The organism is Flavobacterium sp. SORGH_AS_0622 (assembly GCF_030818825.1).
In the GTDB taxonomy this organism is placed as follows: Bacteria; Bacteroidota; Bacteroidia; order Flavobacteriales; family Flavobacteriaceae; genus Flavobacterium.
This window is the reverse complement of the sequence record NZ_JAUTAX010000001.1, coordinates 241,207-256,681: the sequence shown is the minus strand read 5'-3', so window position 1 is coordinate 256,681 and position 15,475 is coordinate 241,207. Positions and strand designations below refer to the sequence as shown.

Sequence of the window (15,475 nt, the reverse complement as noted above, 5' to 3'; positions counted from 1 at the left end):
TATATCTTTTGAAATTTGAAACAAAAATACTTCAAACAAACCAAAAAACCGCTTTAGTTTCTCGATTATTTAGAATAGAATAACATTATTTTTTTACTCAAAACAAAAAATAAAAATTAACTTTATTCAATTAAAATTGTTATAATTGTAACATTTTAATATATTTGTGTTAAATATTTAAAGCATGAGAAACGTTTTAATAATTGGAGCAGGAAGATCTGCATCTTCTTTGATTCGATATTTGTTGTCAAAATCTAACGAAGAAAAACTGCATTTAACTGTAGCAGACCTTTCATTGAATTTAGCGAAAGCAAAGACACAAAATCATCCGAATGCTACTCCGCTTGCCTTAGATATTTTTAATGCCGAAGAAAGAAAAAAAGCTATTGCCAATGCTTCGATTGTGATTTCGATGCTGCCTGCACATCTTCATATAGAAATTGCAAAAGACTGTCTTGAGTTTAAAAAACATTTAGTTACGGCTTCTTATATAAGTGATGCCATGCAGGCTTTGAACGAAGAAGCTCAAAAAAACAATTTAATTTTCATGAACGAAATTGGTCTTGATCCAGGAATCGATCATATGAGCGCCATGAAGGTTATTGATGAAATTCGATCAAAAGGCGGCAAAATGCTATTGTTTGAATCTTTCTGCGGCGGACTTGTAGCTCCTGAATCTGATAATAATTTATGGAATTATAAATTTACCTGGGCGCCTCGAAATGTCGTTTTGGCGGGGCAAGGCGGCGCAGCCAAATTTATTCAAGAAGGAACTTATAAATATATTCCGTACAGTGCTTTATTTAGGAGAACTGAATTCCTAGAAGTTGAGGGCTACGGGAAATTTGAAGCTTATTCAAATCGGGATTCTCTTAAATACAGATCTATTTACGGTTTAGACGATATTCTCACTTTATATAGAGGAACTATTCGAAGAGTGGGATATTCTAGAGCTTGGAATATGTTTGTACAACTCGGAATGACAGATGACAGTTATATTATTGAGGATTCTGAAAATATGAGTTATCGTCAGTTTGTGAATTCCTTTCTTCCATATCACCCGACAGATTCTGTTGAAATCAAAACACGCTTGATTTTAAAAATTGATCAAGACGATATTATGTGGGATAAACTTTTGGAACTGGATTTATTTAACCCACACAAAAAAGTGAATCTGCCTAACGCTACACCTGCCCAAATTTTAGAAAAAATCTTAACCGACAGCTGGGCTCTTGAACCAGATGACAAAGATATGATTGTAATGTATCATAAGTTCGGATATGAATTAAACGGAGAAAAGAAACAAATTGATTCTAAAATGGTTTGTACTGGAGAAGACCAGACTTATACTGCTATGGCAAAAACAGTCGGGCTTCCGGTTGCCATTGCAACATTATTGATTCTAAATGGAAAAATAACAACTCCCGGAGTACAGCTTCCGATTAAAAAAGAAGTTTATGAACCTATTTTAAAAGAGTTAGAAGAATATGGGGTAATTTTTAACGAACAAAAGGTACCTTATTTTGGATATAATCCAGATTTATTTTAATCTGGATCTGCATGTTAATTTTTAGATTTTTTAGTTTGTAATTTTATCCGCTTCCAGAAATTGAAGCGGATTTTTTTTGTTTTTTAAGGGACAAAGAAGCAGAGGTTCAGAGGGACAGAGTTTTCTGGTAGACTAATCTTTGGCAAAGTTTAAAACTTTGACGAAGAACTTAGTATCTTAGAATCTTAGCAACTTAGAACCTTAATAAAGAAAGCGTTCTCTCCACTTCTTCCAAATCAATATAAAAATTCTCCTCTTTTTGAATTCCAACAACAAAGCTGTAATTGATATTCTCCATATCTGTAGTATTTTTAATGACAGCACTAAAACGATTTGGAGGTTGAAGGACCAAAACCGAAGCTCCTGACTCAAGAGTCATGAGTCCGTGAAATAAATGACTGCCTTCAATGCCTATAAGAATTTTGGCACCAGAACACGCCGAAAGTATTTCTGAAACACTATTCTTGGTAACATCGACAATTTTAAATCCGTATTTTTCTCGGAGTTGTTCGGCGATTTCGATTTCATTCAACATAACCCGGGAAATTCCGGAATTTCGACGCAGGATGAAAACTCCATGATGTGAAGCTGCGGGAAACAAAGACAATAATTTGTTTCTATTAGCAGCGAATCGGGTATGTTTATTTTGATTATTTCCCCAATTATCATCAAAGAAAATAGCATTTTTTAAGTAAGCCGCATTTGTTCGAATTGGATTCATTTCTAAAAATGATTCATATTCAAGCATGTGCGAATAAGGAATAATATTCGAAGTTACTGGAACTCCTTCAGCTGCAGCCAAGGCATAATTAGCACAATCATCGGTCAGCCAAAGTCCAAAATATTGATTGCCTTCTGATGTGCTATAAATTGTAGCATCATTAATTTCTGCTTCTATAATAGCGGGCGGAAAATAATTCATCTTTTTAGAAAGTTGAAAAGAAGGATGAAGTCGGAAATTATGAAGTCCTTTATAAATAAACCCATTCATCATCCAAGCATCTTTTAGCTTATAAGCGCGTGTTGGGGCATGTTCGACACTAAAACCGCCATGCATTGCAGCATAAGGATCATCGGTATAAGCTGTGCCTGTAATGCGTTCTAACTGGCCGTCGAGAAAATAAGCTTTTGGCGAAACGGTGGTATTTCCAGGAGCAATTTCCCATGATTTTGATGCGAGACTTTCCAAAATTTTTCCTTCCCGAAACATCGAATGAGGTTTTTTCAAACCTTTCAGATATCTCGTGTACCCAATGGGCGAAAATCTAACCTTTTTTTCTATTAAGCCCATTCTTCAATATTAAAGCAACATTAAAATAAAATTATAAATTTTTAAAACATGGAATTATTTTCATAATACAAACAAAATGAATGATAAAAATAACTAAATTAAGTTAATTTATTCAATAAAAAACAAAGAGAAAATTAAAAATTTTAATGTTGAAAGTTTAAACCCCGTATTTATAAGAACAAAAAAAATCCGCTCATTTCTAAACGGATTTATATCTTAAAGGATTTGATACTCTTTTCCTTTTTTTTTAACGCAAAGAGCGCAAAGCATTTTTTAAGTACGTTTATAAACGAAAAGTTCGCAAAGCTACATAATGAAGCTTTGCGAACTTTTATAAATTCTTACCTAAAAAATCTTAGCGAACTTTGCGATAAACCTTAGTGCTCTTTGCGGTTAAAATCTACTTAGAAGAAAGCTCCACAAAATACTTGTAAAACAACGGAATAGTCTCAATTCCTTTCAAGTAATTAAAGATTCCGAAATGTTCGTTTGGAGAGTGAATCGCATCAGAATCCAAACCAAATCCCATTAGGATTGTTTTGCTTTTTAATTCTTTCTCAAACAAAGCCACAATCGGAATACTTCCTCCAGAACGAACAGGAATTGCAGGAACTCCAAACGTTTCTGTATAAGCTTTGTTTGCTGCCTGATAACCAATGCTGTCAATTGGCGTTACATAACCTTGTCCACCGTGGTGAGGCGTTACTTTTACCGTAACTCCAGCTGGAGCAATGCTTGTGAAATGTTTTGTAAACAATTCTGTAATTTCTTCCCACTCTTGGTTTGGAACCAAACGCATCGAGATTTTAGCAAAAGCTTTACTTGCGATAACCGTTTTAGCACCTTCGCCAGTATAACCGCCCCAGATTCCGTTTACGTCTAATGTCGGACGAATTGAGTTTCTTTCGTTGGTTACATATCCTTTTTCGCCGTAAACATCAGCAATGTTCAAAGCATTTTTATATTTTTCTAAACTAAAAGGCGCTTTTGCCATTTCAGCTCTTTCTTCTGCAGATAATTCCTGAACTTTATCGTAGAATCCTGGAATTGTAATATGATTGTTTTCGTCGTGAAGAGAAGCAATCATTTTTGCTAAAATATTAATTGGGTTCGCTACTGCCCCGCCGTATAAACCTGAATGCAAATCGCGGTTTGGACCTGTAACTTCTACCTCAACATAACTCAAACCTCTTAAACCAGTTGTAATTGATGGTTGTTGGTTAGAAATCATTCCTGTATCTGAAATCAGGATAACGTCATTTTTCAGTTTTTCCTGATTGCGTTCTACGAACCAAGCCAAACTTGCAGAACCCACTTCTTCCTCACCTTCGATCATGAATTTTACATTACACGGCAACGTATTGCTTTGTACCATTAACTCAAGCGCTTTTACGTGCATGTACATCTGACCTTTGTCGTCACAAGCGCCACGCGCGAAGATTGCGCCTTCTGGGTGAATATCTGTTTTTTTAATAACGGGTTCAAATGGTGGCGAAGTCCATAATTCTAACGGATCTGGCGGCTGAACATCGTAGTGTCCGTAAACTAAAACCGTTGGAAGATTTGGATCTATAATTTTCTCTCCGTAGATAATTGGGTAACCTGGAGTGTCGCAAGTTTCGACATAATCGCAGCCTGCTTTTGTTAAACTTTCTTTTACAGCCTCTGCTGTGTCAATAACATCTTGAGAATATGCAGTGTCGGCACTAACCGACGGAATCTTTAATAATTCGATCAATTCATTGATAAACCGATCTTTATGTTGTTGAACGTAGGACTTAATATTTTCCATTTAAATTATTTTTATAGAAACTCAAAAATACAAAAAAGAGAATTAATAATTTTTTTAAAAAAATGCTTTGAAATTTAGAAGTTATGTTTATCTTTGCACCCACAATTGAGCGGATATGGTGAAATTGGTAGACATGCCAGACTTAGGATCTGGTGCCGCAAGGCGTGTAGGTTCGAGTCCTATTATCCGCACTAAAAAAAGCTTCTGAAGATTTTTCAGAAGCTTTTTTGTTTTTGGGATATTTATATTTATTAAGCATATCTTTTCTATATTTGATTAAATAACATCATTATAAAGAAATTATGATAATAGGAATCTCATCATTTTGCTGGGAGTGTTTCAATGAAACAGAACAAACACCAGAGGACTATCAACGATTAAAACATGAATTAAATTCTGATATTGATTTTGAGGTAGAACTTAATGATAAAAACTTGTATGAATTCATTTGCCCAAAAAAACATCGATCATTAACACAACTTCAAGAGCAAAAATTCGAAATATTATTTGACATCGCGTCATTAGCTTTATTAGATGGATATACTAAAGAAGCTGTTTCTACTTACTCAAGTTCTCTTGAAAGATTCTTTGAATATTGCATTTTAGTTTTTTCATTAAAAAATTCAGTTAAAAGTGGAGATTATGACGGAATGTGGAATTTAATGGCAAAGCAATCAGAACGTCAACTTGGAGCTTTTTTAGCACTTTGTTTACAGGAAGGAATAACTAATAGAATAGTATCAAAAAAAATAGAATTTAGAAATGATGTTATACATAAGGGATATACGCCCTCATCACAAGAGGCAATAGATTATGGTCAGTATGTGTTATCTTTTATTCAAAACACTCTTAAAGAATTAAATCAAAATAGTAGTGATTACTTACAACAAGCAATAAATATTCATCTTACAAAAAACACAAATAAAATACCAAAAAATGTTCGCTTAAACACTGCTTCAATGCCAACAATTATTAGCTTAAGAAGTTTGAATAATGAAGACTATGGCAATGTTCCTCTAATTGATTCCCTAAACTCGCTAAAAGAAAATGGCTTTTACAAACATTTCTACAGAAAGAAAATCCAATAAAAGCAATATTTCCTAGACGGCTCTTCGCATAAAAAACACCAAATCCTATCATTACGAGGAACGAGAAATCCCACTCGTAGCTCCACAAAGATTGGCGATTCGCTTTGAAGAGTTACTTGCGAAGATTTCTCTCCCGAAGCCTCGGGATCGAAATGACAAACTATATGGCAACCTGCATTATAATTCACCTTGACGAAAGGAGATTACAGCAAAATGACGGGTGTACAACATGAAAAAAATTAAGAAACAATATCATTTTGTCGATTTGCTGTTTTCGTTTCTCCTTTCGTCGAAATGAAATGATTCTTCTACTTAATCAACATCCAAATAAGGATCCAGAGCTTCTGCTAATCTATTGAGCCAATAAAAATTATCTTCGAGATTGTTGAATTCAGTTTCTACAGTTTCGCATCCGCGCATGGAACATAACGAAAGAATATAATTTACCTCTCGTATTGTTTTCGCCATGTCTTTTGGATCGATAACATCAGTAAAAAAGGCTTTTAGTCTATTTTCAAGTTCATTTGAAACAATTACTGTAGTCATTATCTTATATTTTGTTCAAATATAATAATTATTGACACAAATTTGTGTCAAAACAAAAAATAATTGTTATGACTTTTGAAATATGAATATTTCAGAAGAAACTTTTATCTCAAATCTTGGAACTCACATAAGACAGCTACGTGAAAAGAAAGGCTTATCACAACAAGCTTTAGCTGATGATTGCGACATTACAAGAAATCAAATTGGGAGAATTGAGAGAGCTGAAATAAATACTGGTATAAAAACTTTAATAAGAATATCAAATGCTTTAGATATTGACCTTAAAGAATTACTTGATTTCCCTTTGAAATAATAATTCGGCTAAAGCCTTTTCCCTTTCAAACATAAAAAAACCTCCAGCTAAAGCAGGAGGCAATTCATCTGATTTATTTATTTTTTTTAAGTCTAGTTTGTCATTTCGATCCCGAGACTTCGGGAGAGAAATCTTAACAAGAAATTCTACAAAGATTGACTTTTCGTTGCGGAGTTACTTGCGAAGATTTCTCTCCCGAAGTCTCGGGATCGAAATGACAAAAAATGCGGAAAAGCTTTACGTCTCTGCTCCGATATCGGAATTGCGGGAGTAAAATCCTCCAAAGCTTAGCAATTCAGAAATTTCTCAAATTATTTTATGTTTTAATCTCTAAATATTCTTATTTTTAAAAAACCAAAAACCTAAATCTGCATATTTTATTTTGTTTTTAAATCTCTAAAACCATTTAGAACACATGAGAAAATACAGATTATTAATTATTCTTTTAGGAATTATTGCGGTTTTTTACTTTGCAAGAACAGTTCGAAGCTTTACCGTTAAACAGGAAATCCGAACTCTTAAATCGGAACATTTTATTATTTCCTACAGCGGAATTTATAAAAGTGAGGCTGAAAAAGTCAGCACTCATCTCGAGAACAATTATGCGAAAATAAGAGAAAATCTAAAAGATGTACAACACGACTTGATAAAGGTTTTTGTTTATGGTTCGCAATACAAATTTAATAGCGCTACTGGTTTAAAAGAAAATACAAAAGGCACGAGCCGTGGTCCAAATGAATTTCATTTTGTGTGGACGAATTGGTTTAATTCTATTTTTCCAGACGATCCGCTCAAAACTGCTCTTCACGAATTTACGCACTGCGTTCAACTCAATATATTAATCGACAGGGCAAAAGAAACAATCATCACCCAAGACCGACTTACTTTTGAAAAGGAATTTGATAAAAAGTTTAAAGCCGAATATCCGCGCTGGCTTTGGGAATCGATCAGTATTTTTGAGGCTGGAGAAGTAAATTCGCTAAGCGTAAAATACGCCAAAAGCAAAAACCTGACTTTAGAAGAGCTTAATAAAAGCAATCAGATTTATAATATCGGCTACACAATCATCGAATATATGACCCAAAAATGGGGAAAAGACAGCCTGCCCAAACTAATTGCTTCATTTGGCAGCATCGAAAAAGCACTTAACATAAAACCCGAGGAATTTGAAAAAGGCTGGATTGCTTTTTTGGAGGAAAACTATTGATTCGGCTAAAGCCTTTTTCTTTTTCAAAACACGAAACCTCCAGCTAAAGCAGGGAGGCAATTCATTTATCTTATTGTTTTTTTAGAGTCTAATTTGCCATTTTGATCCCGAGACTTCGGGATCGAATAACAATACTTGGTGGTAATTTGTGATGAGAAACAAAAACACAAAACACTATTAATCAATAAATTAACACTAAAACCAGTTCACCAAAAAGATTTATTCCGTAACTTTGCTAATCCAAAAAAATCTGCCAAAAACTCTTCTCTTTGCCTATTTGCAGAACAAATTCCCCAAATTTTGTTTCGGTTATAAAATTCGTTTTCAACAACCTAACAATAAACAAAATGGAACCACAACTACAAGAAATTCGGGAACAGCAAAAAGCATCTTGGAACAAATTTTCTCCAGGCTGGAAAAAATGGGATCATGAAATTCTGGATTTTATGAGGCCTTTTGCCGATGAAATCATTCGTTCGATAAACCCAAAAGGATCAGACGTAATTCTAGATGTCGCAGCTGGAACTGGCGAACCAGGTTTGAGCATTGCTGCGATGCTTTCTGATGGAAAAGTCATTATTACCGATCTCGCTGACGATATGCTTACCATTGCCCGCGAAAATGCTTTTAGAAAAGGAATTACAAATGTCGAATTTAAAGCTTGCGATGTCACCGAGCTTCCTTTTTATGACAATACCTTTGATGCGATAAGCTGTCGAATGGGTTTTATGTTTTTTCCTGATATGCTTTTAGCAGCAAAAGAAATGTATCGGGTTCTGAAACCTGGCGGCAAAATCGCAACTGCGGTCTGGAGCGGACCTGAGAAAAATTTCTGGGTCACCGCTGTTGGCGGAACGATTAACAGAAACATGCAGCTCACCCCTCCGCCTCCCGAAGCTCCGGGAATGTTTCGCTGTTCAAAAAGCGGTTTAATAAGCGATATTTTCCAACAGGCTGGGTTTAAAAATACTACCGAAACAGAACTGACTGGCAAATTAAATTGTGGTACTGCAGATGTCTATTGGAATCTGATCACAGAAATTGCCGCGCCTTTTGTCGCCGCACTCAGCAATGCCGATGATGCAATGAGAGAAAAAATCAGACAAGAAGTTTTTACTTTAGTAAATGAAAAATTCCCTGACGGAAATGTTATTATTGATGGAAATGCACTTGTAATTGCTGGAGAGAAATAGTCTTAAAAGTTTTGTCAAGAAAAAACCTTTGTCAAAGTTTAAAACTTTGACAAAGGCATCTCGTACAGTTTGGAATTTGGAATTTATTTATTGGAATTTAATATTTCAATAATCTTATCCACATTAATTTCACTATAATCATTAATATAAAAATCACATACAGGAAGCTGTTCTTTCGTATGTGTACTCAAAACGCCAACAACTTTCATTCCTGCATTTAATCCCGCTGTAACGCCCGAAAAAGAATCTTCGAAAACCACACAATCAGACGGAGAAACTCCCACACGCTCTGCCGATTTTAGATATACTTCTGGGTTTGGTTTATGAAGTGTTACATCTTCGCTGGACATCATCGAATCCATTTTGTCTGAGATTTTTAAAGCGTTTGCAATCAAATCCAGATTCGCACGCGGCGCCGACGTTGCAACAGCCGTTTTAAATCCGCGAGCTTTTAATTCGTTTAAAAAATCCAAATAATGCGGAATCGTATCTACTTTGTCTTTATAAATCTCGCGAAACATTCCTTCTTTTTCGTCTTCGAGTTTCAGCAGTTCTTCTCCCGCAATTGGGCGCTTGAAAAAATGCGTCATGATGTAACTGTTATGTTTTCCGTACATATGTTCTTCGAATTCTTCATTTGTATAAGGAACATTATATTTATCGAAAAACGCCTCAAAAGCCTTCACATGATGCGGATTGGTGTGCGAAATCACGCCATCCATATCAAAAATTACACATTGCTGTTTCATTTTATATTTTTTATTTTTTAACGTTTGCAAGATAGGGTAATAAAGGGTTATTTCACAGAGATTCTCGGAGGTTTTTCGCAGAGATTCGCTGAGATTTTATTTTTTTTCGCGTATTGTTTGTCATCCTGAGGAACGAAGGATCACACTAGAAGCTCCACAAAGATTGGCGAATTTCTGTGCGGAGCTTCTAGTGTGATCCTTCGTTCCTCAGGATGACAAAATAAACTGAGAAAAAACCTGAAACCTGAAACTTGAAACAAAAAAACTATCCAATCCAAATCTTACTTTTAACCAAAGTCATTGTCTGTCTCAAATGCTGATTACATGCTATTAGAATAATCAAAACCACCAAACCATAACCAACAATCGTATAAATTTCCATATCGGCTAATAAAGTCGCTTGTTTCGCAACTGTTCCGAAGACTTTTTTAAGTGCCAAAGTATTTGCGTTATCTGCAGAATATCCTTTTGCCATAAAACTCTGTGTTGCTGAAGCAATAGTTTGCTGTGCTTCGGGATTATCGCCTGTTACGAATTGACTTAATTTTAAAAAGTGCTTTTTGTTTAAAAATACAACGGCATTCTGCATCACGCAAAAACCAATTGTACTTCCCCAAAAACGACCCGAAACTCCAACAATTCCCGAAGAAACCGCCATTTTTGCCGGAACCGATGATGTGGTAAATAAGATGAGCGGAACAAATAAAAACCCAACACCGATTCCTTGCAAAATATACGGAACGATAATATCTGATAAAGCCACATCGGGCACAAAAAGAAACGTAAACCAAAAATGAAACAATGCAATTAGCGAAAATCCAATAATGAAAATAACTTTGGTCGAAACAGATTTCATCAGAAAATAGGCCGCTAAAATAAGTCCGATTACATTTCCTAGCCCGTTTATGTATTGCACGCCCGCAACTCGTGACGGATCCCAATTCCAAATAGAAAACATCGCCGAATGACAAAGACTCAGCGTTGCTCTGCTGATATAGAAAAGAAAAAACAATAAAAACCCAATTCGCAGGTTGGCATATTTAAAGACTTCAAAATCAAAAGTCGGTCTTTTTACCAAGCGTTCTTTAAAGATAAATAAACCTCCTGTGATGAGTGCAATCATCAGCATTACAACCATGTGCGAAGACTCGAACCAATATTTTTTTTCGGCATAAACAAAAAAGTAAGCACCGCAAAGAATGGCAGTTAAAACCAAAAAATAACTCATCCAGTCGATTTGATACAACGGAATTTTCTTTGTGATTCGGTGCCCACGAAAAGTAACTAAGATTAAAAAGACATTCAAAACCTGCAAGCCGCCCGAAACGTACAGCATGTATTTCCAATCGTAATGATCCAGAAACCAAACCGCAATATTCATAATAAATGGCGTTGACAATAACAGCGAACCGTAGTAAAACGAAAAACCTATTATAATGGCATTTTTAGAATTAAACTGCTCAATTAATAATTGTCTGATCGTAATTACCGGAAGCGCCATTAAGATTCCTTCTACAATTCTCAACATTAAAAAAAGATAGAAATTGGTAATATAAGCCGATGAAACAATCGTAATCCCGATTAAGGAATACACCGCCATCAGGTAATTTTTTGCAGGAAAAAAACTCGAAAATCTGCTTTCGATTAAAATTGTGGCGAGTAAAGTTCCGTACGTAACGCACATCGCAAATTGCAAATCTTCTGGCTCGATGTCCAGAAAACTCGCTGCGTAAGTTACGTTTGAAGTATAAACTCCCAATAAAATCATGGAATGCAAAAGGCAGACAAACAAAATAATAATGATTGCCCATTTTGGAACCCAGGATTTAAAAATACTTTTATCTTCCATTTTAGTGTGCCGCGATCACGGTGATATTCATTCCCGCTCTTAAAAAATCGGTTTTTTTGTCAGTGTCTTTTAACTGAATTCGAACTGGAATTCTTTGTTCGATTTTAACGAAGTTTCCTGTTGCATTATCTGGAGGAAGCAATGAAAATCTTGCCCCGCTCGCAGGCGATAAAGAAGCAATTGTACCAACGAAAGTTTTGTCGCTCAAAGCATCGGCTTTAATTTCAACTTCCTGCCCAACGGTTAAATATTGCAATTGCGTTTCTTTAAAATTGGCGGTAATCCATTTTTCTTTGCTCACGATTGAAAGCAGTGATTGTCCTTCTTTTACCAATTGTCCAGGCTGTAAAGTTCGTTTTCCAACCCAGCCGTCGTAAGGCGCTGTAATTATAGTGTATGAAAGAAATAATGCGGCATTATCTGCCATAGCTTGTTTGGATGCGATATTCGTTTGTGTTGTCGGAACATTAGCCTCGGCCACAGAAGTACTTAAATCTGCCGAATGAATTCTATTTTTCATTTCCTGAAAATGTGCCTGCGCCGATTCATAATCTGCCTTTACTTTCTCTAATTGCTGAGAAGTTGCGGCTTCATCCTTCACCAAAGCCTGATATCTTTCGTATTCTAATTTTGTTTTCCAAAGATTCGATTTTGCAGCATCTAATTGCGCTTCGTTAATTGCAGTTGCGCTGGCCGTATTTATCGCATTTTTTTGTGCTACAACGCTGTTTTGTTTGGCGTTTTGAACATCGGCCAAAGCCACATTCAATTTTGATTGATATTCTCTGTTGTCAATCACCACCAAAGTATCGCCTTTATGCACAAATTGGTTTTCATTAAAACGAACTTCCTGTACATAACCTGTAATTCTCGACATAATTGGCGTTACATATTGTTCTACTTGTGCGTCATTGGTTTCTTCGTGATTTCTGTTGAAAACGTAAAACCAAATTCCCAAAATAACCCCGCTCGCCACAAGCGCACACGCAATAACCGTTATTAGTATATGAAACGTTTTGTTTCTTCTAGTTTCATTTTTTATCTTAACCATAAACTCTATATCTTTTCTTGTCTATTTTCTATTATCTACTTCTAAATCTTGCCTCTTGCCTCTTTCTTCTAACTTTTCACATCTAACATCTAACTCTGAGGAAGAATCCCCGCCGTATGAAGCAATTCGTAATGTTTCAGAACTGCATCCAATCGCGTAGAAATTTTGTTGTATTTCGCCTGAAGCAAAGCATTATCGGCATCGACCATTTCCGTTATTAAAACCAATTGATTTAAGTATTTCAGCTTTACAATTCGGTAATTTTCATTGGCTAAATCCAAAGCTTTGTCGACCACCACAAATTTTTCAAGGATTTCCTGATATTGCGTATGCTCTTTATACAGTTGATCCTGAATTTCATCTTTTATAATTTCAGACTGCATTTGCTGCCATTCGATTTTTTTATTCGCCTGTTCTACTTTGGTTTTGTTTTTATACAAAGCCGAAATATCAAAATGTGCTTCAATACCCACCTGCCCTAAAGTGTACAAATACGGATTTGGCGGAAAAAATTTGTAGTTAGGATAATAAAAACCATAATTCCCGAAGAAATTTACCGTAGGCAGATAATTTCCTTTAACCAATTGCAGTTCCGTTTTTTTGATGTTTAATTCTTGACTGGCAATGCGCATTTCTTCGTTTTGCAAAGCTTTATTCATATAAAAATCGTAGGGATCTAAACCATTCAATTCGTCAAGATTAGCTGTTGTATCGATCGCAATTTCTTCGTTTTCCGGAATCTGAAGCAGTGTTTTCAGATCGTGAAGCGCAATTTTAATGTTTTTGGAGTTTGTAAGCGCATTTAGTTCACGATCCGAAAGCTGCAATTCGGCACGAATAACCTCGTTTTTCGTAACCGTTCCATGTTTTTGAAGCGACTGTACTTCTTTCAATCGGCTTTTTTCTTCTTTGATGTTTTCTTCAAAAATCTTCTGAAGTTCCATCATTTTATAAATCGAAAGATAATTGGCTACGACTTCGAGCTCAATATCATTTTCGGTTTTTTCTGTTTTTATTTTCGCAATTTCGCTTTCCTGATTCGCAATTTTGATGGCGTTGTTGATTTTATTTCCAGCATAAATTGGCACTTTAAAAGTTGAATTCACCTGATAAATTTCAGGAATCGCTTTTGTTACTTCTTTTCCATTCAAGAAACCATTTCCTTTGAATTCGGTAATATTAGTAATTCTGGAATACTCGCCGTTTAATTCGATATCCGGCAGGCGGAGTTCTTTACTTTCTTTTATGTTTTGCTCTGAGAGCGTGATCTCCAATTGAGATCGAAGGATTTTTTTGTTGTTTTCTTTAGCCAGTTTCATCGCTTCTTTTAATGAAACCGTATGAATTTCCTGTGCTTGTAAACTATTTAATGCCAATAAAATTAGCAATAGCAACAATTTTTTGAGAAAACAATCGTCTGTAGAATTTGTTATTTTAAGGAACATGAATACATAAATATTTTATACTGCAAAGTTCCTTCATTTTTACGATGACTGATAATTCTAAAAAGTCAATAACATATTCATTTCGGACAAATGTTAAAATCTTATTTTCCGAAAACGTTATATTAAAACATTGAAAAACAATTTATTACAAAATGGATTTGGTTTATGATATTCACGCAGATTTAAAAAACTACAAAATATCCTCCCCATTTAAATAATCGGAAGGTCTTTGTCCTAAAATCTTAAAAAATGTGTTGCTGAAAGTCGGAACGCTATTGTAACCTACTTCTAGAGCTACCTCTTTTACAGAAAGTTTTCTTTCTAATAAAAGTTCGATTGCTTTTAAGATTCTTCTAATGGTATAATATTGAATAAAAGACATTTTGAGATCTTTTTGAAACAAGCGATACAAAGAGCGTTCGCTGTAACCGAATTCGTGAGCAACATCTGCAAACAGAATCGTTTCGCCTAGATTGTTTTCTATGTAACGCAAAATTTTACTAAGCCGTTTGTCTTTGGGCTGAGGCAATTCTAACGGAAGATTATTAGTGCAGATTTGAGGAAGAATTGCTTTTATTGCTTTTGCAATGGTAAAGTTTGGCGTTCCTTTTTTAAGATCACCATTCCAACGATTGGTAAAAAGCATCATTTGCAACAATAAATTATTGACGGGATAAATACCTTCGACCTGATAAAATTCATCTTCTCCTTTTTCAACCGGAAAATATAAATTTCGCATCATCACATTTTCAGATTTCGGCTGAATACTGTGTTCCACTCCACTCGGAATCCATATAAAATGTCTTGCGGGCAGAAAATAGGTTTTGGTCTCCGTTGTTACAAAAACGACATCGCCTTCTGCATAAAGTAATTGGGCTTTATCATGTTTGTGTGTAGGAATAAACAATTCTCCCATCAAATCGTGGTGGCAGTAAATGCTTTTTTTATCAGCATCTACTTTTTTGATGTAATATTTATCTAGCTTTTGACCGGAATGTTCCATTGAAGTATAATGACATATAAATATAAGAAGAAATAAATAGTTTGGAGTGTAAAACAGTAGTGATTTAACCGCAAAGTACGCTAAGATTTAATTTTACTGTACGCATAGAAAACACAAAGTTCGCAAAGCTGGATCAATACAAAGCTTTGCGAACTTTGTGCTTTCTAAAAAAGCATACTTTAAAATCTTAGCGTACTTTGCGGTTGAATCCAAATTGTTATAAAAAAAAAATGCCTATCGTAATGATAGGCATTTTTAACAACTTAGGCGGTCTGGACGGGACTCGAACCCGCGACCCCATGCGTGACAGGCATGTATTCTAACCAACTGAACTACCAAACCCTGCGTTATTGCGAGTGCAAAAATACAACAGAAGTTGGATTCTGCAAGGGTTTTTAG

Annotated in this window: 13 protein-coding genes and 2 tRNA genes; 6 read left to right on the top strand and 9 right to left on the bottom strand. The window is 35.2% G+C overall.

Annotated elements, in window-relative coordinates; all coding sequences use genetic code 11:
- The first annotated feature begins 184 nt into the window (after positions 1-184).
- Positions 185-1,549 (top strand): saccharopine dehydrogenase family protein, encoded by a 1,365-nt coding sequence (locus QE431_RS01145; protein ID WP_134139091.1) that lies wholly within the window; start codon positions 185-187, stop codon positions 1,547-1,549.
- A gap of 193 nt (positions 1,550-1,742) precedes the next feature.
- Here QE431_RS01145 and QE431_RS01140 read toward each other — a convergent pair whose 3' ends face one another.
- Positions 1,743-2,840: a glycosyltransferase 61 family protein gene (locus tag QE431_RS01140; RefSeq protein ID WP_307291788.1), complete on the bottom strand. Its 1,098-nt coding sequence runs from the start codon at positions 2,838-2,840 to the stop codon at positions 1,743-1,745.
- Between the two features lie 400 nt (positions 2,841-3,240).
- Complete coding sequence (locus QE431_RS01135; RefSeq protein WP_307291787.1) at positions 3,241-4,632, bottom strand: dipeptidase; 1,392 nt, start codon at positions 4,630-4,632, stop codon at positions 3,241-3,243.
- Positions 4,633-4,741: 109 nt separating this feature from the next.
- On the opposite strand from QE431_RS01135, the gene QE431_RS01130 reads away from it, so the two are divergent.
- Positions 4,742-4,823: transfer RNA gene (locus QE431_RS01130), tRNA-Leu, on the top strand.
- Positions 4,824-4,934: 111 nt separating this feature from the next.
- Positions 4,935-5,720, top strand: coding sequence for a hypothetical protein (locus QE431_RS01125; RefSeq protein ID WP_307291785.1), 786 nt, complete (start codon positions 4,935-4,937; stop codon positions 5,718-5,720).
- A gap of 312 nt (positions 5,721-6,032) precedes the next feature.
- Here the strand turns inward: QE431_RS01125 and QE431_RS01120 are convergent, their stop codons facing one another.
- A complete protein-coding gene (locus QE431_RS01120) occupies positions 6,033-6,266 on the bottom strand; it encodes a hypothetical protein (RefSeq protein WP_134139086.1) in 234 nt (77 codons plus the stop codon).
- An 82-nt stretch (positions 6,267-6,348) separates the two neighbouring features.
- Between QE431_RS01120 and QE431_RS01115 the strand changes: the two genes are divergently transcribed.
- From QE431_RS01115 to QE431_RS01105, 3 genes are all read left to right on the top strand, one after another.
- Entirely contained in the window at positions 6,349-6,579 is a 231-nt protein-coding gene (locus tag QE431_RS01115; RefSeq protein ID WP_134139085.1) for a helix-turn-helix domain-containing protein, read from the top strand.
- Between the two features lie 415 nt (positions 6,580-6,994).
- The gene (locus tag QE431_RS01110) at positions 6,995-7,786 is read left to right on the top strand and encodes a hypothetical protein (protein ID WP_307291781.1); all 792 of its coding nucleotides are present in this window, start codon (positions 6,995-6,997) and stop codon (positions 7,784-7,786) included.
- Between the two features lie 347 nt (positions 7,787-8,133).
- Positions 8,134-8,979, top strand: coding sequence for a class I SAM-dependent methyltransferase (locus tag QE431_RS01105; protein WP_307291779.1), 846 nt, complete (start codon positions 8,134-8,136; stop codon positions 8,977-8,979).
- An 83-nt stretch (positions 8,980-9,062) separates the two neighbouring features.
- Here QE431_RS01105 and QE431_RS01100 read toward each other — a convergent pair whose 3' ends face one another.
- From QE431_RS01100 to QE431_RS01075, 6 genes are all read right to left on the bottom strand, one after another.
- Positions 9,063-9,728 (bottom strand): HAD family phosphatase, encoded by a 666-nt coding sequence (locus QE431_RS01100; protein WP_307291778.1) that lies wholly within the window; start codon positions 9,726-9,728, stop codon positions 9,063-9,065.
- A 265-nt stretch (positions 9,729-9,993) separates the two neighbouring features.
- Complete coding sequence (locus tag QE431_RS01095) at positions 9,994-11,577, bottom strand: MFS transporter (RefSeq protein ID WP_307291777.1); 1,584 nt, start codon at positions 11,575-11,577, stop codon at positions 9,994-9,996.
- Between the two features lies 1 nt (position 11,578).
- The gene (locus QE431_RS01090) at positions 11,579-12,628 is read right to left on the bottom strand and encodes an HlyD family secretion protein (protein WP_307291775.1); all 1,050 of its coding nucleotides are present in this window, start codon (positions 12,626-12,628) and stop codon (positions 11,579-11,581) included.
- Between the two features lie 89 nt (positions 12,629-12,717).
- The gene (locus QE431_RS01085; RefSeq protein ID WP_307291773.1) at positions 12,718-14,016 is read right to left on the bottom strand and encodes a TolC family protein; all 1,299 of its coding nucleotides are present in this window, start codon (positions 14,014-14,016) and stop codon (positions 12,718-12,720) included.
- A 247-nt stretch (positions 14,017-14,263) separates the two neighbouring features.
- A complete protein-coding gene (locus QE431_RS01080) occupies positions 14,264-15,076 on the bottom strand; it encodes an AraC family transcriptional regulator (RefSeq protein ID WP_307291771.1) in 813 nt (270 codons plus the stop codon).
- A 268-nt stretch (positions 15,077-15,344) separates the two neighbouring features.
- Positions 15,345-15,418, bottom strand: a tRNA-Asp gene (locus QE431_RS01075).
- Between the last annotated feature and the right edge of the window lie 57 nt (positions 15,419-15,475).